Annotated in this window: 17 protein-coding genes; 10 read left to right on the forward strand and 7 right to left on the reverse strand. The window is 64.3% G+C overall.

What is annotated here, in order from left to right; genetic code table 11:
* Position 1: 1 nt before the first annotated feature.
* From imuA to AC1DKY_RS03120, 6 genes are all read right to left on the reverse strand, one after another.
* Positions 2-625: a translesion DNA synthesis-associated protein ImuA gene (gene imuA / locus AC1DKY_RS03095; RefSeq protein WP_441602258.1), complete on the reverse strand. Its 624-nt coding sequence runs from the start codon at positions 623-625 to the stop codon at positions 2-4.
* Between the two features lie 12 nt (positions 626-637).
* On the reverse strand, positions 638-1,207 hold the full coding sequence (locus tag AC1DKY_RS03100) for a LexA family protein (protein WP_441602259.1): 570 nt from the start codon (positions 1,205-1,207) through the stop codon (positions 638-640).
* A gap of 112 nt (positions 1,208-1,319) precedes the next feature.
* Positions 1,320-2,426 carry a glycosyltransferase gene (locus AC1DKY_RS03105; RefSeq protein ID WP_441602260.1) on the reverse strand — a complete coding sequence of 369 codons (1,107 nt, stop codon included), beginning with the start codon at positions 2,424-2,426 and terminating at the stop codon, positions 1,320-1,322.
* A 3-nt stretch (positions 2,427-2,429) separates the two neighbouring features.
* A complete protein-coding gene (hpnH, locus tag AC1DKY_RS03110) occupies positions 2,430-3,572 on the reverse strand; it encodes an adenosyl-hopene transferase HpnH (protein ID WP_441602261.1) in 1,143 nt (380 codons plus the stop codon).
* 102 nt (positions 3,573-3,674) lie between these two features.
* On the reverse strand, positions 3,675-4,283 hold the full coding sequence (idi, locus tag AC1DKY_RS03115; protein WP_441602262.1) for an isopentenyl-diphosphate Delta-isomerase: 609 nt from the start codon (positions 4,281-4,283) through the stop codon (positions 3,675-3,677).
* 170 nt (positions 4,284-4,453) lie between these two features.
* A complete protein-coding gene (locus tag AC1DKY_RS03120) occupies positions 4,454-4,999 on the reverse strand; it encodes a DUF2147 domain-containing protein (protein WP_441602263.1) in 546 nt (181 codons plus the stop codon).
* 54 nt (positions 5,000-5,053) lie between these two features.
* Here AC1DKY_RS03120 and hpnI point away from each other — a divergent pair, with 54 nt between their 5' ends.
* The 5 genes from hpnI (at position 5,054) to AC1DKY_RS03145 (ending at position 10,498) form a co-directional block, all read left to right on the forward strand.
* The gene (gene hpnI / locus AC1DKY_RS03125; RefSeq protein ID WP_441602264.1) at positions 5,054-6,217 is read left to right on the forward strand and encodes a bacteriohopanetetrol glucosamine biosynthesis glycosyltransferase HpnI; all 1,164 of its coding nucleotides are present in this window, start codon (positions 5,054-5,056) and stop codon (positions 6,215-6,217) included.
* Between the two features lie 61 nt (positions 6,218-6,278).
* Positions 6,279-7,706, forward strand: coding sequence for a hopanoid biosynthesis associated radical SAM protein HpnJ (gene hpnJ, locus AC1DKY_RS03130; RefSeq protein WP_441602265.1), 1,428 nt, complete (start codon positions 6,279-6,281; stop codon positions 7,704-7,706).
* A gap of 22 nt (positions 7,707-7,728) precedes the next feature.
* Complete coding sequence (gene hpnK, locus AC1DKY_RS03135) at positions 7,729-8,559, forward strand: hopanoid biosynthesis-associated protein HpnK (protein ID WP_441602266.1); 831 nt, start codon at positions 7,729-7,731, stop codon at positions 8,557-8,559.
* On the forward strand, positions 8,556-9,590 hold the full coding sequence (locus AC1DKY_RS03140) for a lysylphosphatidylglycerol synthase domain-containing protein (RefSeq protein WP_441602267.1): 1,035 nt from the start codon (positions 8,556-8,558) through the stop codon (positions 9,588-9,590). The genes hpnK and AC1DKY_RS03140 overlap by 4 nt, the downstream gene beginning before the upstream one ends.
* 17 nt (positions 9,591-9,607) lie before the next feature.
* Complete coding sequence (locus tag AC1DKY_RS03145; protein ID WP_441602268.1) at positions 9,608-10,498, forward strand: ferritin-like domain-containing protein; 891 nt, start codon at positions 9,608-9,610, stop codon at positions 10,496-10,498.
* A gap of 44 nt (positions 10,499-10,542) precedes the next feature.
* Here the strand turns inward: AC1DKY_RS03145 and hpnA are convergent, their stop codons facing one another.
* Positions 10,543-11,520, reverse strand: coding sequence for a hopanoid-associated sugar epimerase (hpnA, locus tag AC1DKY_RS03150; protein WP_441602269.1), 978 nt, complete (start codon positions 11,518-11,520; stop codon positions 10,543-10,545).
* A 331-nt stretch (positions 11,521-11,851) separates the two neighbouring features.
* Between hpnA and AC1DKY_RS03155 the strand changes: the two genes are divergently transcribed.
* From AC1DKY_RS03155 to AC1DKY_RS03175, 5 genes are all read left to right on the forward strand, one after another.
* Entirely contained in the window at positions 11,852-12,991 is a 1,140-nt protein-coding gene (locus AC1DKY_RS03155; protein WP_441602270.1) for a phytoene/squalene synthase family protein, read from the forward strand.
* Complete coding sequence (gene shc, locus AC1DKY_RS03160) at positions 12,988-15,006, forward strand: squalene--hopene cyclase (RefSeq protein WP_441602271.1); 2,019 nt, start codon at positions 12,988-12,990, stop codon at positions 15,004-15,006. The genes AC1DKY_RS03155 and shc overlap by 4 nt, the downstream gene beginning before the upstream one ends.
* A 20-nt stretch (positions 15,007-15,026) precedes the next feature.
* Positions 15,027-15,740, forward strand: coding sequence for a phosphorylase family protein (locus AC1DKY_RS03165; protein ID WP_441602272.1), 714 nt, complete (start codon positions 15,027-15,029; stop codon positions 15,738-15,740).
* A gap of 75 nt (positions 15,741-15,815) precedes the next feature.
* The gene (locus AC1DKY_RS03170; RefSeq protein WP_441602273.1) at positions 15,816-18,428 is read left to right on the forward strand and encodes an MMPL family transporter; all 2,613 of its coding nucleotides are present in this window, start codon (positions 15,816-15,818) and stop codon (positions 18,426-18,428) included.
* A 30-nt stretch (positions 18,429-18,458) separates the two neighbouring features.
* Positions 18,459-18,821 (forward strand): copper resistance CopC family protein, encoded by a 363-nt coding sequence (locus tag AC1DKY_RS03175; RefSeq protein WP_441602274.1) that lies wholly within the window; start codon positions 18,459-18,461, stop codon positions 18,819-18,821.
* Positions 18,822-18,827: the final 6 nt, after the last annotated feature.

An 18,827-nucleotide genomic window follows, 5' to 3' on the forward strand; every position in this document is an offset into this window, starting at 1 on the left:
GTCACGACCAGCCGGAAGCTAGCGATACCGCCTGTGCCGGCGGATTGCCGCCACGGCATTTGCGCACGCGTATCTGCCAGCTGGGCGTGCTTTCCAGTTCCAATCGCAATGCCGCGGGCGACGCCTGCACGGCATGGCGGCGATCGCGGAACAGAAAGGCCAGCGCCTTGCCGGTATCGGCCGCCACCTGCAATCGACGCAGGGCACGATCATCAGCGTGCACCGGCCACGCCAGCACGGCGGCGCAACTGGCCGAGCGCAGGCATTGTTCGGCCGCCCACAGCACATCGCGTTCGTCCGCATGCACGATGTCTACGTTCGACATCACCACGCCGCGCGCTTCCCAGCCCGCCACATAAGGCACGTACGGCGGCGAGATCACCATCACCGGACGCCCTTCGCGGGTGAGGCGCGCCAGCGTAGGCAACAACAAATGCAGCTCACCCACGCCATCGGCGGGCAGCAGGATTTCGGTCATCGCGTGCTCGGGCCAGCCGCCGCTGGGCAAGGCAGCATCGAGCGTCGCCCAGCCGGTCGGCTGACTGCCCGACGGTTGCGGCGCAGCGCGGCCTTGCCAGACCTGGCGGCTGTGCAGGAGTGTATCGAGCGCAAGGACCTGACCCACGGCGCACGCCCCTCAGCGCAACGTGCGCAGGCAACGGGTGACGACGCCCCACACGCTGAGCGTCTCGCCCTCGCGGAACACGATGGGCTTGAAGTGCGCGTTTTCCGGCAGCAACGCGATATGCCCATCCACCTTGCCCAGCCGCTTGATGGTCAGCTCGTTGTTGACCATCGCCACTACGATGTCGCCCTGGCGCGGCGCGAGCGCACGATCCACCAGCACCTCGTCGCCATCGAAAATGCCGGCGCCGATCATCGACCAGCCCGACACGCGGATGATGAAGGTGCTCGGCTCGTGGCCGGGCAGTACGAGGTGCTCGTTGAGGTCGACCACTTCGTCGACATCGTCGTCGGCGATCGACGGCAGGCCGGCCGGCACGCGACTGAGGAAAGCCGTCAGCGCGACCGTCGATGGCTCCAGCGACAGCGGCCGCGGCGCCTCCAGCGTGGCCGGACTGCGGTAGGCCTCCAGATAGGCCAGCACGCCCGGTACCTGGCTGTCGGGTACGCGTATGCGCTGACTGGGTTCACCGGCGGGACGACCGGCTCCCGGGCGGCGTCCACCGTGGTCGGAAGGAGGCATGGGGCGACTTGATTAGTGGGACGGTAATCAAGATAGCACGATGGCATTCTCACCGAGCGAGATTCAGCACGCCGCCATGAATAATTTTCAAGCGACTGATTAAAAAGGCAATTCAGGCGTCCGCGCGGTAGACCCGCCCCTTCCACTGGGAGCGCACGCCGCGCCAATAGCGCAGCGCCGAACTCCAGGTCATGCCGAGGTATAGCCCCGCCCCCAGCGGCAGCAGCAAGGCCCACCACAGGGGCATCCGGTAGTACCTGAGCATGGGCAGGTAGCCCAGCATCATGGCGCCCAGCGCGATCCATGCACAGGGCCACAGCTGTGGTGCGGCCAGCAAGGCCAGCGGCACCCCGTAAGCCCACAGGAACAACACCGTCACCAGCAGCAACACCGTCGTCGAATAGCCGAGCTGGGTGAAGGCCGAACGCGCCACCATGCCGTGGATCGACTCGAAGCTGCCGTACGGCCGCCGGCTCAGCACATCGCGGCTCAAGCCAATCCAGGTGCGGCCGCCCGCGCGCTTCACCTGACGTGCCAGCGCGCAATCGTCGATCAACGCATCGCGCAGGCTGCCGAAGCCGCCGATGCGTTCAAGCACCTCGGTATCCACCAGGATGCAGCCGCCCGCGCCGGCCGCCACCCAGCGCGAGGGCGAGTTGGACAAAGCAAACGGATAAAGCAACTTGAAGTAATAGACGAAGGCCGGCAGCAACAGGCGATCCCAGAAACTGGTGCGGCGCAGGTCGGCCATGATCGACACGAACTGCCGCTGCTCGCGCTGCTTGTGCAACAGCAGCGTGGCCAACATGCCGGGACGCAGCTCGATATCCGCATCCAGCAACAAGGTCAGCGGCGTGCGTACCTGCTGCCTGCCCTGCTCCAGCGCCCACAGCTTGCCCGCCCAACCTTCCGGCAAGGGCGCACCCTGGATCACGCGAACACCGGGATACGAGCTCGCCACACTGGCCGTGCTGTCGGCCGACTGGTCGTCGACCACGATGATCTGGAGTCCACTGCCCTGCGCCTGCAAAGCGCGCAGCGTGCTGCCGATCACGTCGGCTTCGTTGCGTGCAGGCATCAATACGGTGACGTCGTCCAGGCGCATGCTGGCCAACGCATCAGCCTCCAGATGCTCGCGCGTACTCCATGGCCGCCACGGCACCAGCAGTAGTCCCAGCCACATCACGACCGGGACGATGGCGCCAATGAGCAGCCACATGACTCAGTGCCCGGCGTCGGCCCCGGACGACGAGCCTCTGCGCTGGATCGCGCTGATGGGAATATGGATCGCCGTGGCATCGACGCGGTCGCCGTACATCACCGGCAGATCCGGCGCCATTGCGCCATCGATGCGCGGACCGAACGTCGCCACGCGCGCGGCCTTGAGCGGATGCGCAAAGGTGTCGTCCACCGCCGTGCCCTCGAAACCGCAGTGCGCCATGCAGTTGTCGCACTTGGGGTTGATGCCGACGCCGTATTTCTCCCAGGCCGTCTCTTCCATCAATTCCTTGTACGAACTGGCGTAGCCCTCGTCGACCAGCAGATAGCACGGCCGCTGCCAGCCGAAAATGTTGTAGGTGGGGTTGGACCACGGCGTGCACTGGTAACTCTGGTTGCCCGCGATGAAGTCCAGGAACATCGACGACTGGTTGAACACCCACTTGCTCTTGCGTTCCTTGCCGATGCGGAAAATATCGCGGAACAGCTGCTTGCTCTCGGTGCGCCCAAGAAAGACATCCTGGCGCGGCGCATGCTGGTAGCTATAGCCGGGCGACACCGTGATGCCTTCGATGCCAAGCGACATGGCGAAGTCGAAGAACTCGGCAATTTCTTCCGGCTTCTCGTTGTTGAACAGCGTGCAGTTGATGGTGACGCGAAAACCGCGCGACAACGCCAGCTTGATCGCCGCCACCGCCTTGTCGAACACGCCCTCCATGCACACCGATTGATCGTGCTGCTCCTGCAAGCCGTCCAGATGGACCGACCAGGTGAAATACGGCGACGGCGTGTATTCGTCGATGTGCTTGGTCAGCAGCAGCGCGTTGGTGCACAGGTAGATGAATTTCTCGCGCGCGATCAGGCCCTGCACGATCTGCGGCATCTCCTTGTGGATCAGCGGCTCGCCGCCGGGGATCGACACCACCGGCGCGCCGCATTCGTCCACCGCGCGCAGTGCGTCTTCCACGCTCATGCGCTTTTGCAGGATCTCTTTGGGATGATCGATCTTGCCGCAACCGGCGCAGGCGAGATTGCACTGGAACAAGGGCTCCAACATCATCGCCAGCGGATAACGCTTCTGCCCGCTGACCTTCTTGCCGATGATGTAACGCGCGATCTTGGTTTGCTGAATAAGAGGAATGCCCAACGGAATCTCCTCATCACTGACGGATGGATGTTACGCGCTGCGATCGATGCCAGTCGCCTTCATCACGGGATCGAGTATAGCCACGTCGCGGCGATGTGGCGTTCAGGACGCCAGGCTGGCGGGCGGCGCAAATACATGCGCGTGTTCGCGACGCAAGCGCTCCCATTCGATCTTGAACCATGGCGTGAAATGCTCCGGATGCGCGGCGATCTCACGATCCAGCGCATCGGGCGCGATATAACGCAGCGCGGCGATCTCAAGCCTGTTGGCGACGGGAGCCGCATCCGTACGGCCGGCGTAGACCCAGCAAAGCTCGTGTTCCGCGCCTTCGTCATCGAATTGCGCCTGATACTGGAACTTGAACTGGAACTGGAATTCGCACTGCAGGCCGAGCTCCTCGGCCAGGCGACGATGAGTGGCTGTTTCCATCGTCTCGCCGCGCCGGGGATGGCTGCAGCAGGTATTGGACCAGTAACCCGGCCACAGGCGTTTGCCTTCGGCGCGTTGCTGCAGCAGCAGCTCGCCGTCCGTATTGAACACAAACAGCGAAAACGCGCGATGCAGAATGCCCTGTCCGTGGTGCGCGCTCGCCTTGTCGAGAAAGCCGGTTTCGCGGTCGTGTTCGTCGACCAGCACCAGGGGTTCGTCCTGAAAGGACACCACACTCTTCGACCAGCTTCCTTCGTTGAAGTCCAACTCGCGGTTAGCCAAGGCTCAAACCTCTCTCTTCCGACGGACGGCGGCAGTACACGCCCGGTCATCACATCTTCGTCACATCTGGCGCGACGCACGTTCGACCGTACATCGATGGCGCACTCAGGCTAGCAAGGATGAGCGAAGGCGAGTAGTCCCTCGCGGGCGCCGTTCATACCAAAGGATAGTTATTGCGTTGAATGAACACTGCTCGCCGGCGCCGGAAACGGCTCATGCGTGCGTGTCCACGTGGTGTTTCCACCGAGCAGCGTGATGCCGATGAAACCGCGCAACACCAGCCGGTCCGGTGAGCGCAGGTGAATTTCGCAGTGATATTCCTTGCCGTTGTCGGCGTTGTAGACGCGGCCGTCCACCCAGGCGTGCGCCTCGGCGTCGTAACGCAATCCCCATAGCAGGCGCAGGCCCGTCAATGGGCGCGAACGCAGCGCCGGATCGGGATTGTGACGATCGGTGACGGTTTTTCCGTTGAGCTCGGCGCCGTCCTCAGGGCCATAGGTATCGTGCAGCTGCCACACAATGCTGCCGACAAACGCATCACCATCGCGCTCGATGCGGATAATGGCGTCGCGGCTTTCCACCAGCCAGTCGCCCTCGATGGCGGTGCCCGGCGTAGCGTCGGCAGACGGCGTCTGTGCGAGCGCCACGCCCTGCAGCAGGCATAGCGTCAAGATCCATGCAGCCTGCCGAAACAGCCGCAAAACGTGCGCTTTCACGAAGTGCATGCATTAACTTTGGAAGGAATGACGGACCGCGTGCTGACCGAACTCATGTCCCCTCCCGCTGCCCTATCGCTGCTGTCATGGATTGGCCTGGTGCTGGCCGGGTGCACCACGGCCTATGCGTGCCTGAGCCTGTGGGCCTGGTTCCGCTGCGAGCGCCGCAACCAGCATCCGCGAGCGGATGTGAACGATCAGGCAAGCCGCCCGGTGAGCGTACTCAAGCCGCTGCACGGCGCCGAGCCCGGCCTCTACGAGAACCTGAAAGGTTTCTGCAAGCAAACCCACCCGCATTACGAAATCCTGTTCGGCGTGCGCGATCCCGAGGATCCGGCGATTGCCGTCGTGCAGCGCCTGCAGCGCGAGTTCCCCGAACGCGCCATGGCGCTGGTGATCGATCCCACGGTCCACGGCGCCAACCTCAAGGTCAGCAACCTGATCAACCTGCTGGCGCAGGCGCGTTACGACTGGCTGGTGCTGGCCGATGCCGACATCAGCGTGGCGCCGGATCATCTGGCGCGCGTCACCGCACCGCTGAACGATCCGGGCGTGGGCATCGTGACCTGTCTGTATCACGGCGTGGCGGGCGATGGATGGACGGCCCGCCTAGGGCGCCTGTTTATCGACGACTGGTTTGCGCCATCGGTACGGCTGGCCCACGCGTTTGGTTCCACCCGCTTCGCCTTCGGTTCCACCATTGCCGTGCGACGCGACACGCTGAATGCGATCGGCGGCCTGTCGGCACTCAAGGACACGCTTGCCGACGATTTCTGGCTGGGCGAGCGATCGCGCCAGCAAGGCTTGCGCACCGTGCTGAGCGACGTGGTGGTCGGCACGCAGGTGAACGAAAACCAACTCTCCCAGCTGTGGTCGCATGAAATGCGCTGGCTGCGCACGATCCGCGCCATATCACCGGCCGGATTCACCTTCAGCTTCGTGTGCTACAGCTGGCCACTGCTGGTGCTGGCCTTGTTGCTCTCGCCCACGCTGCCTTGCCTGATCGTGGCCGCGTTGGGAGTCCTGGCACGCCTGTGGCGCTACCTCGTGTCCTGGCCAAGCACCGCAAGATCCAACCGTTGGCAGGACCTGTGGCTCACCCCTTTTCGCGACACACTGTTGCTGCTGGAATGGGCTGGCGCACTGGTCCACTGGCGAGTGGATTGGCGCGGCCAGATCTTGCATGCGCGCGACCATGCGCCATCGCGCTATCCTTGAACAAGTGGTGACTGGTGTGTTGAACAACTCATTGCGGACAACTGCAGGAGCTTGGCAATCCATGAAGACGCTTTTTCTGCAAGCCCCTTCGTTTGACGGTTTCGATGGCGGCGCGGGCTCGCGCTACCAGGCCAAACGCGAGATCAAGAGTTTCTGGTATCCCACCTGGCTCGCCCAGCCTGCGGCGCTCGTACCCGGTTCGCGCGTGCTGGATGCGCCAGTGGAAGAGTTGTCGGTGGAAGCAACGCTGGACATCGCCGCCGAATACGACCTGGTGATCATCCACACCAGCACGCCATCGTTTCCCACCGATGCGAAATTCGCCGAGCTGATCAAGCAGCGCCGCGGCGACATCCTGATCGGCATGGTGGGCGCCAAGGTGGCCGTGGAGCCTGATGCATCGTTGCTGGCCTCGCCCGCGATCGATTTCGTGGCGCGTGAGGAGTTTGACTACACCTGCAAGGAAGTGGCCGAAGGCCGCGCCTTCAAGGACATCGCCGGCATCAGTTACAAACTGATCGACGGCAGCGTGCAGCACAACCCGTCGCGCGCCACCATCGAGCAGATGGACGACCTGCCCTTCGTGGCTCCCATCTACAAGCGCGACCTGAAGATAGACCGTTACTTCATCGGCTATCTGCTGCATCCCTACGTGTCGATCTACACCGGCCGCGGCTGCCGGTCGAAATGCACGTTCTGCCTGTGGCCGCAGACGGTGGGCGGCCATCGCTACCGCGTGCGCTCCGCTGCCAACGTGCTGACCGAGGCAAAGTGGATCAAGGAGAACATGCCGGAAGTGCGTGAGCTGATGTTCGACGACGACACCTTCACCGACAGCTCCAACATGGATCGCGTGCACGAGATCGCGCGCGGCCTGCACGCCATGGGCTGGACCTGGAGCTGCAACGCTAAGGCGAACGTGCCGTACGAGTCGCTGAAGATCATGAAGGAAAACGGCCTGCGCCTGCTGCTGGTGGGTTATGAGTCGGGCGACGACCAGATCCTGCACAACATCAAGAAGGGCTTGCGCACGGATATCGCGCGCACCTTCACGGAGAACTGCCGCAAGCTGGGTATCACCGTGCATGGCACCTTCATCCTGGGCCTGCCGGGCGAAACCAAGGAAACCATTGCGCGCACCATCGCATACGCCAAGGAGATCAATCCGCACACCATCCAGGTGTCGCTGGCTGCGCCTTACCCGGGCACGACGCTGTACAAGCAGGCCATCGAAAACGGCTGGCTGGAACACAACACCGCCGCCAATACGGTCAACGACAAGGGCGTGCAGCTGGCCATGATCAGCTACCCTCACCTGTCCAAAGAAGAAATCTTCCACGGCGTGGAAACCTTCTACCGCAGCTTCTATTTCCGCCCGTCCAAGATCTGGGAGATCGTGAAGGAAATGGCCGGCAGCTGGGAGATGACCAAGAGGCGATTGCGCGAAGGCGTGGAGTTCTTCCGCTTCCTGCACGCGCACGAGGCATGACGGCGCGACCCGTGCGTTACCGATGACCGAAGCACCCGCATCCGCGCGCCCACGACTGATCGTGACGGCCGATGATTTCGGCCTGCACCCTGCGGTCAATCACGCCGTGGAACGCGGATTCCGGGAAGGCGTGCTGCGTGCTGCCAGCCTGATGGTGACGGCACCCGCCGTCGCCGATGCGGTGGCCCGCGCCAAGCGCCTGCCCGGCCTCGCGGTGGGTTTGCATCTGGTGCTTGCCGACGGGCTGTCGGCCCTGCCGCCGTCGCAGATTCCCGAACTGGTCGACGCGCGCGGACGCTTCGGCGACGATATGGTGCGCGACGGCTTTCGGTTTTTCTTTCTGCCCTATGTGCGACGGCAGCTTGAAGCAGAGATCCGCGCGCAGTTCGAGGCGTTTGCCGCGACGGGCTTGCCGCTCGATCACGTCAACGCACACAAGCACTTCCATCTTCATCCGACGGTACTTTCCTTGATCCTTTCCATTGGCCGCGAGCACGGCTTGCGCGCGGTACGCTGGCCGGCCGAACCCGGCTCCGGTCCCTGGCTCAAACCCTGGCTGGCGCTGATGCGCTTCCGTTTGCGCCGCGCCGGCATGCAATCGAACGACCATGTGTTCGGCATCCGCCAAACCGGCGCGATGGACGAACAGGCGTTGCTGGATGTGCTGCAGCGGCTGCCTCGCGGCCTGAGCGAGCTTTACCTGCATCCGGCCACGCACGGCGAACTGACGCCCACCATGGCGAACTATCGCCACGCCGACGAACTGGCCGCACTGCTGTCGCCGCGCGTGCGGCGCGCCGTGGCCGAACACTGCCAGCTTTGCAATGGCTTCAGCGATCCGGCGGCGGCATGAAATATTTCGTTTATCTCGCCGGCGTGCTCGGCCTGGTGGCCGCCATCATCCTGGTAACGCACCAGAACTGGTCGGCCATCGAGGACGCCTTCGACCATGCCGGCTGGGCCCTGCTGTGGCTGCTGCCGTTCCACGCACTGCCCTTGTTGCTGGACGTGTTCGGCTGGCGCGCCCTGATCGCTCCCAGCGATCCGCACGGACGCGCCCGCGTGCCGTTCCTGTTCTGGGCCGCCACGGTGCGCGAAGCCTGCAATCGACTGCTACCCGTAGCCAACGTGGGCGGCGAAATCGTCGGCATCCGGCTGGTCAAATGGCGCGGCCTGGAAGGCGCACCGGTGGCTGCGAGCGTGATCATCGAGGTGTTGCTGACCCTGGTGAGTCAATACATCTTCGTGGCCCTGGGCCTGTTGCTGCTGATCGGCATGGCGGGCCATATCGGCACGCTCAATTCGGTGATCTGGGCGGTGATCGCCACGCTGCCGCTGCCGATCGGGCTGGTCTGGTTATTCCGTCACGGGCAGGTCTTTTCACGACTGGAGGCCTTTGCGGAAAAGCTGCTTGGCGGGCCCTCGCGCTTCACCGAGCTGCTCGACGGCGCCCGCCTGGACGACGAAGTGCGCAAGCTGTACGGCAAGCCCGCACGCCTCACGATCGCTTGCGCCTGGCAAGTCGCAGGCTTCGTGGTGGGCAGCTTCGAAAGCTGGCTGGCGCTGTATCTGCTGGGCTATCCCATTTCCGTATGGGACGCGATTGCCATCGAGGCGACCACCCAGGCGGTGCGTCACATTATTTTTTTCGTGCCCGCCGGACTGGGCGTGCAGGAAGGCGGCCTGGTGCTGTTCGGCAATATCATCGGGCTGCCCGCGGATGCTGCGATCGCCTTGTCGCTGGTGAAACGTGCGCGTGAGGTAGGCTTTGGCGTGCCTGCGCTATTGTCGTGGCAGTGGGCGGAAGCACACCGCCTGCACCGCCGCTGGCTGTCGCGCCGCAAGCCATCACTGGCCGATGCACCAGACCGGAAGTTGTCGTAACACCACGAGGTGAAACCGTGTCCCATGACGCCGTAGCCGCCGCCGACCACAGCATGCGCCACTGGGCTGGCAATGAGCCGGGACACATCAAGATCGGCTCCGATGCCCACAAGCGGCTGTTCTGCCGGATGATCCTGGACACGCACAACCCGTATAAGCCGGCCGTGATCGAATGGCCGGCGCTGGATGCGGACACCTTGCATCGCATCACCTCGCTGCCGATCTGGGACATCGCCGTGCAGACCGAGGGCAAGGCCAAGCTGCGCGTGGCGACCTATACCAACACCATCGCCGATCCGCTGCTGCATGAAGCGTTGACCATGGATGGCGACGAGGAAGCGCGCCACAAGGTGGTGTTGAGCAAGATGGTGGCAGCCTACGGCATCACGCTGGCGCCCGAACCCGAGTACGAGGTACCGAAAGATCCCGAATGGGGCTGGCTGGTCACCGGCTACAGCGAATGCATCGACAGTTTTTTCGCCTTCGGCCTGTTCGAGTCGGCCAAGCGCACCGGTTATTTTCCGGCCGAACTGGTGGATACGTTCGAACCGGTGATGCAGGAAGAGGCGCGCCATATCCTGTTCTTCGCCAACTGGGTGGCGTGGTATCGCAAGCAGTTGCCGTGGTGGCGGCGCCCGGCGTTCGAGCTGAAAGTGCTGCGGGTGTGGCTGTTCCTGATCTGGGAACGCATCGGCATCGCCAAGGGCCTGGACAACAACGGCGAGATGCAGGACGCCAACTTCACCATCACCGGTCATCAGCAGATTGGACTGGACCTGAAGATCGGCGAGTTGCTTGACATGTGCCTGGCGCAGGACAGTTTCCGCATGGGCGGCTACGACGAGCGCCTGCTGCGGCCCACGTTCGTGCCGCGCATGGCGCGCCTGGCACGCCGCTTCCTGCGCTGAGTCCCTCCCTTGTAGGAGCGCACCCTGTGCGCGAACGCATCGCGCTAGCGATGCAGACTGAACCAGGCCACCGCATCTTCCAGCGCCAGTCGCACCGGCCCTGCCGCATAACCCAGCGCCCGCTCCGCCTTGGCACTGCTGAAGTACATGCGCTTGCGCGACATGCGCACCTCTTCCACGGTGGCGATCGGCGGCTTGCCCGTCATGCGCGCCCAGGCCTCTGCCATGTACGCCACCGGCATCACCGCGCCATGCGGCAGGCGCCAGCGCGGCGGCGTGCCGCCCACGATCTCGGCAATCTCGAACAACAGCTCGCGCAGACTCATGTCCGCGCCGCCCAGGATGTAGCGCTCGCCCACCACGCCGTGCTTGAACGCCAGCCAGTGTCCGTCGGCGACATCGTCCACATGCACGACGTTGAGCCCGGTATCCACATAGGCCGGCATGCGACCGGTCATCGCGTCGCGCACGACGCGCCCGGTGGGCGTGGGCTTGATGTCGCGCGGTCCGATCGGGGTGGAGGGATTGACGATGACTACCGGCAGGCCTTCGGCGGCGAAACCGGCGACGACTTGCTCGGCAAGAAACTTCGAGCGCTTGTAGTGACCGAGCATATCGGCCAGCGATACCGGCGTGGTTTCACTGCCAGGCGTACCGTCCCTGGGAATGCCCAGCGTCGCCACGCTGCTGGTATAGATCACCCGCGGCACACCGGCCTGCCGCGCCGCCTCGAGCAAGGCGCGCGTACCTTCGACATTGGTCTGATAAAGCTCCTGCGGATGCGGCGCCCACAGCCGGTAATCGGCAGCGACATGGAACAAGGCATCGCAGTCGTCGCAAATCCTTGCCAGCGAGGTCGCGTTGGTCAGATCGCCTTCGACGATCTCCACGTCCAGGCCCTGCAGGTTGCGCCGGTCGGAACCGGCGCGGGCCAACACGCGCACATGATGATCCTCGCGCAGCAGCCGCCGCACCACGGCGGAGCCGACGAATCCGGTGGCGCCAGTAACTAGCGACCGCACGGAAGCAATACCAAGGTATACACGACCATCGCCAGCCTGGACCCTGGACACATAAGGCAGTCGTTCCCTGAACTCGGGGAGGAGTGGGAGGTCATTATGTACGAACGACGCAGACATCGGCGCGTGCGGCCACGGTAGTCGCATCGGCGCCACCGGCACCAGTGCCTGTCCGGTCGACGTCCGCTTTCCCCAGGCTTTCAAAGCGTATCCACGCGTCTCTACGAATCGATGACATTCGCTTTGATCAGATGGGCGGCGTCTCTCACAGACAGGGTGATACCATGCCGATGTCGCTGGATTCTCTGTATGTGAATACTAAGAAGGCCGAGGCATGCCCATGTTTGAAGCGAAACACGCCGCTGCGATCGCCCCAAGCAACGCCGGCGCTTACCAGGAAGCCATTCTTCCCAAGGTGTCACGAACCTTTGCCCTGACGATTCCGCAATTGCCACCGGCATTGCGCGACGTCGTGGCCAACGCGTACCTGCTCTGTCGCATCGCCGACACCATCGAAGACGAACCCGCGTTCAGCGCGGAAGAAAAAGGCCGCTACGAAAAAGCCTTCGTCGACGCCGTGACCGGGCGCATGGACGCACGCGAATTCGCCGCCCATATCGCGCCGCGACTTTCCGATGCCACCTCCGAAAGCGAACGCGACTTGATGTTCCGGCTGCCGCTGGTGCTGGAAATCACCGAATCGTTCAATCCTGTCCAGCACGACGCCATCGTCGAATGCCTGCGCGTGATGTCGCAAGGCATGCACGATTTCCAGCGCGTGGTCGGCCTGCAAGGACTGGACACGCAGCGCGACATGGATCGCTACTGCTATCACGTCGCCGGCGTGGTCGGCGAGATGCTGACCAAGCTGCTGATCGATTTCGAACCGGAACTGGTGCCGCAGACACGGACCTTGATGCGCCTGGCCATCTCGTTCGGCCAGGGCCTGCAGATGACCAATATCCTGAAGGACCAGTGGGAAGACCGCAGCCACGGCGTGTGCTGGCTGCCGCACGATGTGTTTGCGCGCCACGGCGTGGAGCTGCAGGACCTGAGTGCCGGCCAGCAGGATGCACACTATGCCGACGCCATGATCGAACTGATCGGCATTGCGCATGCACATCTCTGCCGCGCAGTGGAATACACGCTGATCGTGCCGGCGCGCCACGCCGGTTTCCGGCGCTTCTGCCTGTGGAGCATCGGCCTGGCCGTGCTCACGCTGCGCAATCTGCAAGACAGGCTCGACTTCTCTTCCGGCACCCAGGTAAAGGTGTCGCGTGCCGCCGTCGCGCAAACGATCGGCCTGACGCGCCTGAGCGACAAGTACGATCCGGCCGTGCGCTTCCTGTTCGGCGCGGCGGCGCGCAAGCTGCCGCTCACGCCCCTGGCAGCGGAGTGGGACGTGCCCCAGGCCGGCAACGCCGCCTGGCCGTGGCGACGGACATCGCAGTATAAAAACGCGCGATCGCTATGACGGATTCACCAGCCACCGTCGCCGACCCTGCCCCGCCCAACACGCGTCAACCGACTCTCGATCCCGGCCTTGTCGATCCGGATCGCATCGACCGGGCCATTGATCGGGCGCGACAGGCCCTGATGGCGCGTCAGCGCGCGGACGGTCACTGGTGTTTCGAGTTTGAAACGGACTGCACGATCTCGTCCGAGTACATCCTGATGATGCATTTCATCGACGAGATCGATGAGGTGCTGCAGGAGAAGCTCGCGCGCTACATCCGCCTCAAGCAGCGCCTGGATACCCACGGCGGCTGGCCGCTCTACCACGACGGTGCGCTCGACCTGTCGTGCACGGTGAAGTCGTATTACGCATTGAAGGCGGCAGGCGATTCACCCGACGCGCCGCATATGCGCCGTGCGCGCGAGGCGATCCTCGCCAAGGGTGGCGCAGCAAAAAGCAATGTGTTCACGCGCATCCTGCTCGCCATGTTCGGCCAGGTGCCCTGGCGCGCCGCGCCGTACGTGCCGGTGGAAATCATGCTGTTCCCCCGCTGGGCGCCGTTCCACCTGGACAAGGTGTCGTACTGGGCGCGCAGCACCATGGTGCCGCTGTTCATCCTTTGCACGATGAAGGCGAAGGCCAAGAATCCGCGCCAGGTCGGCATTGCAGAACTGTTCGTGACGCCGCCGGAGCAGGAACGCCACTACTTCGCCACGGGCGGCGGCTTCATCAGCAAAGTGTTCCTGGTGTTGGACAAGCTGGGTCGCGCCTGCGATCCACTGATTCCCGGCAGCCTGCGTCGCCGGGCGGTGCAGCGGGCCGAGCAATGGTTCGTTGCCCGACTCAATGGCGAAGATGGCCTTGGCGCGATCTTTCCGCCCATGGTCAACGCACTCGAAGCGATGGATCTGCTGGGCTATGCGAAAGACCATCCCGCCCGCGCCACTTGTTTGCGTTCACTGCAGAAACTGATCGTGCAGCGCGATGACGGCACGGCGTATTGCCAGCCCTGCGTGTCGCCCGTGTGGGATACCGGCTGGTCAGCCATCGCCTTGCTGCGAGCTTCGCCCGATGATGCGACGCAAGAGGCGGTCACCCGCGCCATGGCATGGTTGGCGCCGTTGCAGGAACTGGAACTCAAGGGCGACTGGGCCGTGCAGGCGCCCGATCTGGCGCCTGGCGGATGGGCTTTCCAGTACGCCAACGCGTACTTTCCCGACCTCGACGACACGGCCGTGATTGCCGCGCTGATGCATGTGGCGGTCCGCGGCACCCCGCGTGAAGGCCAGTATCGCGATCGCATCGAGCGCGCGGCAGACTGGCTGGTCGGCATGCAATCGGACAATGGCGGCTTCGCCTCGTTCGACCGCAACAACACGCACTATCACATCAACGAGATTCCCTTCGCCGATCACGGCGCCATGCTCGATCCGCCCACCGAAGATGTGTCGGGACGCGTGCTGGCCTTGCTGGGCATCCTCAATCGCCCGCAGGACCAGCCCGCCATCGAACGTTGCATCGCCTACCTGCGTGCTGCGCGCCTGCCGGATGGCTCGTACTGGGGGCGCTGGGGCACCAATTACATCTACGGGACCTGGTCGGTGCTGGCCGGCCTCGCGCTCGCAGGCCAGGACATGCAGCAGCCATGGATACGGCAATCGGTCACCTGGCTGCTGTCCAGGCAGCATGCCGACGGCGGCTGGGGCGAAACCAACGACAGCTACTTCGATGCCGCACTGCGTGGCAGCAACGGCGGCGTAAGCACGGCGCACAGCACGGCCTGGGCCTTGCTCGGGCTGTTTGCGGCGGGCGAACACACGTCGGAGGCAGCGCATCGCGGTATTCGCTGGCTGCTGGATCAGCAGCAGGCGCCGGGCGAGCCCGAGGCCGATCTCTGGTATCACCCCAGCTTCAATGCACCGGGATTTCCACGCGTCTTTTTCCTCAAATACCACGGGTACACCGCGTATTTTCCGCTATGGGCACTCAGCCGCTATCGCCAGCTGCTTGCGAACTCACCGCCGACGCCGTGATGCCGGGCTCGGTGGGTATCGTGACAGCGCTTGCTTCGGAGGCGCGCACGCTCACGCGTCGACGGCTGCGTGTGCGCACCGCGCTGGCTCTGGAACATGGCGGCGCGCTGTGGCTCTCAGGCATGGGCCAGGATGCGGCGCGGCAGGCGGCCCTGGGTTTGATCGCGTCGGGCGCGACGGCCCTGGTGTCGTTCGGCGTGGCCGGTGGTCTTGCCCCCGGTTTGCGCAGCGGCACGTTGATCTGCCCGTCCTGCGTGCTCGACGAGCGCAGCCATGATTACCTGCCCGATGCCGCGTGGCGTGCCTCGATCATCCGCCGCCTTGCCGCCACGCAGCTGCCCCGCGTGGATGAAGGCACACTGCTGAGCCTACCCGTTCCGCTGCTCAGCGTGGCGGAAAAAGGCGCGATGCGCGAACGCCACCAGGCCTTGGCCGTCGACATGGAAAGCGCAGCGATTGCCGCGGTGGCCGGCGAGTACCGCATACCCTTCGTCGTGTTGCGAGCCATCGTCGACGAGCGTGACGACAACCTGCCGGTCGAACTGCAAGCTGCGATCGACGCCTGGGGGCGGCCGCGTCCGGCTCGCCTACTCGCGACCTTGCTGCGACACCCGCATCTGTTCGCCGAACTGCCCGGACTGGTCGCGCGCATGGGCAAAGCCACGCGCAGCTTGCGCATGGCGGCCAACGTGGCCGGCATCGAACTGGGACGTAACGTACCCCAGCCCTGTTAATCTCACCCTGTATTCGGATGTCAGGCCTGGCCTCGACGTGCGGCCGGCGGCATCAAAGCCTGGAGGTCCGACCGCGTGTTCAGAGCGATCCACAAAGGCCTGGTCTGGATGGTCGACCGCAGCGGTCGGCATCACTTCATCGTGTTGCTGCTGTCGGCGCTATTGGTCGTACTGAGCCTGTGGGGCGCATCCCGCTATCTGAGCATCGATACCGATGCGGACCATCTGTTTTCGGAGAAGCTGGCGTGGCGCCAGCAGAGCCGCGCCTTCGCACGCCAGTTCCCGCAATTCAGCGACACTCTCACCGCGGTGGTGCGCGCACCCACGCCGGAAGAAGCACGCATTGCAGCTCAAGCACTCAATGCCAAGCTGCAGGCGGACAAGCAACATTTCCACTCCTCCTCGACGCCGGGCATCAGCCCGTTCTTCAATCGCGAAGGGCTCCTGCTGCTGCCGCAGGACGAGCTGGAAAGCACGCTGGACAGCATGCTGCAGGCGCAGCCGCTGCTGGGACCGCTGGCCAAGGACACCTCGGCGCGCGGCCTGTTCAACGGCATCGACCTGATGGTGGAAGGTGTGCGCCGGGGCCTCGCCAACGATCTCTCTTCCTATGACGCCGCGCTCGGCAACGTGGCGCAAACCATGGAGGATGCGCTGGCCGGCAAGCACGCACCCCTCTCATGGCAGGCGCTGTTGACGCCGGACCTGGTGAGCAGCAGCGGTGGGCAGGAGTTCATCCTGATCCATCCGGTGCTCGATCACACCGCACTGGAACCCGGCGACGCAGCGACGCAGGCCATGCTGCGCCTGGCCGACGAGTTGCCCGAAGTGAAATCCGGGCGCGTGCGCATCAACTACACCGGTTCGGTGCCCTTGGCGGACGAGGAGTTTGCATCGCTGACGGATCGCGCCGGCCCCATCGCCATCGGCAGCAGCCTGTTGCTGGTGTTCTGGCTGGTGTTGGCGCTGGGCACCTGGCGCTTGATCGTGCCGGTCATCATCACCTTGATCGTCGGCTTGATCTATACGCTGGGCTTTGCCGCGTTTGCGGTGGGGCGCCTCAACCTGGTGTCAGTGGCATTTGCGGTGCTGTTTGTCGGCCTGGCCGTGGATTTCGGCATCCAGTTTGGCGTGCGCCTGCATGCCCGCCAGTACAGCGATCGAACCTTCGACGACTCGCTGCATGAAACCGCTCACCGCGTGGTCAGCCAGGTGGGTCTTGCGGCACTCGCCACGGCCTGCGGCTTTCTGGCCTTTGCGCCCACCGATTTCACCGGCGTCGCCGAGCTCGGCATCATCGCCGGCGTAGGCATGCTGCTGGCGCTGCTATGCACGCTCACGGTACTGCCCGCCCTGCTGCGCCTGTTGTCGAAGGGCTCGCCCCATGCGGAAGTGGCGCTGCCCGGCGGCGTCGCTGCCGATGGCTGGCTGCAACGCAACCGCAAGGCGGTGCTGGTGACGTTCGGCGTGCTCGGCGCCATCGGCGCCTGGTGTGCCATCACCATACCGTTCGACGCCAATCCGCTGCACACCAAGAGTGCGCGCAGCGAGGCGATGCGCACGCTCACCTCGTTAATGGAAGATCCCAACACCAACCCCTTCACCATGGACATCCTGGTGAAGGACCTGCCAGCTGCCAAGACACTGAGCGAGCGACTGGGCAAGTTGCCGGAGGTGGCGCAAGTGGTGTCCGGCGTCGACTTCGTGCCAACCGGCCAGCAGGACAAGCTCGATCAGCTGCAGCAAGCCTCCGACCTGATGTACGCCGTGCTCAATCCCGGCGAGAAGACCGCGCTGCCCAGTTACGACGAGATGCGCCAGTCGGCCAAGGACACCAGCGAAGGCATCGCCAGCGTGGCCGACAAACTGCCGGCGAATTCGCCGCTGCGACGCATCGGCAAGGCACTCGCCGCCCTGGCCAAGGGCAGCGATCAGCAAATGGCAACGGCCAATCAGGCGCTGACCGAGTTTCTGCCTTACACACTCAACCAGCTGGCCGACTCGCTATCGGCCACGCCCATCACCATGCAGAGCCTGCCGGATGAACTCAAGCGCGACTGGTTCGCCCCGGACGGACGTGTGCGCGTGCAGGTGACGCCCACCGCGAAGGCGCAGAGCACCCTGGGTCTGCGTCGCTTTGTGCAGGCCGTGCAGCAGGTCGCGCCGGACGCGGCGGGTTCCGCTGTGGACACGATCAAGGCCGCCGACACCATTCTGATCGCTTTCCGCGAAGCCGCGATTTACGCCACGCTGGCCATCGCCATCGTGCTGATCCTGGTGCTGCACCGCGCGCGCGACGCCGGCATGGTGCTGGCCACGCTGCTGATGTCGGCCCTGCTCACCGCGCTGCTGGCGCGGCTGTGCGGCATCTCCATCAACTTCGCCAACATCATTGCGCTGCCGCTGCTGCTGGGCGTGGGCGTGTCGTTCAACGTGTACTTCGTGATGAACTGGCGCCAGGGCATGCAGCTGTTCCTGGGCTCGCCCACCGCGCGCGCCATCCTGTTCTCCGCGCTCACCACCGGCACGGCCTTCGGCAGCCTCGCCATCGCCCGCCATCCGGGCACGGCCAGCATGGGTACGGTGCTGCTGCTGAGTCTGCTTGCGGTGTTGCTGTCCACCTTCGCCTTCCTGCCCGCGATGCTCTACTCCGTCGGGCAGTGCAAGCAACCCCTCAGCCAACCATGACCTTGGTTTTCCCATCGCCGGAGTCGATGCATGTTGCCTAGCCGTCGTTTTCTCATCGCTGGACTTGCCCTGCTGTTGAGCGTCAATGCGAGCGCCCACGCCATCCTGGTGGACAGTACGCCCAAGGCGCACGGCAATGTGCCTGCCGGGCATGTGGCGCTCACACTGAGCTACAACAGCAAGATCGACCAGATGCGCTCGCGACTGGTCTTGATCGCACCGGACAAGAGCGAAACGCCGCTCACCATCATCGCCAACGACAGCAAGCCCAATGAACTGGCAGCGGCGGCCGAGGTGAAAGCTGGCGCGTATGTGGTGCGCTGGCAGGCACTGGCACTGGACGGCCACATCACGCGCGGCGACCTGCCGTTTTCCGTGACGGCAACGCCCTGAGGCAGC

The organism is Dyella sp. 01N448, assembly GCF_056399225.1.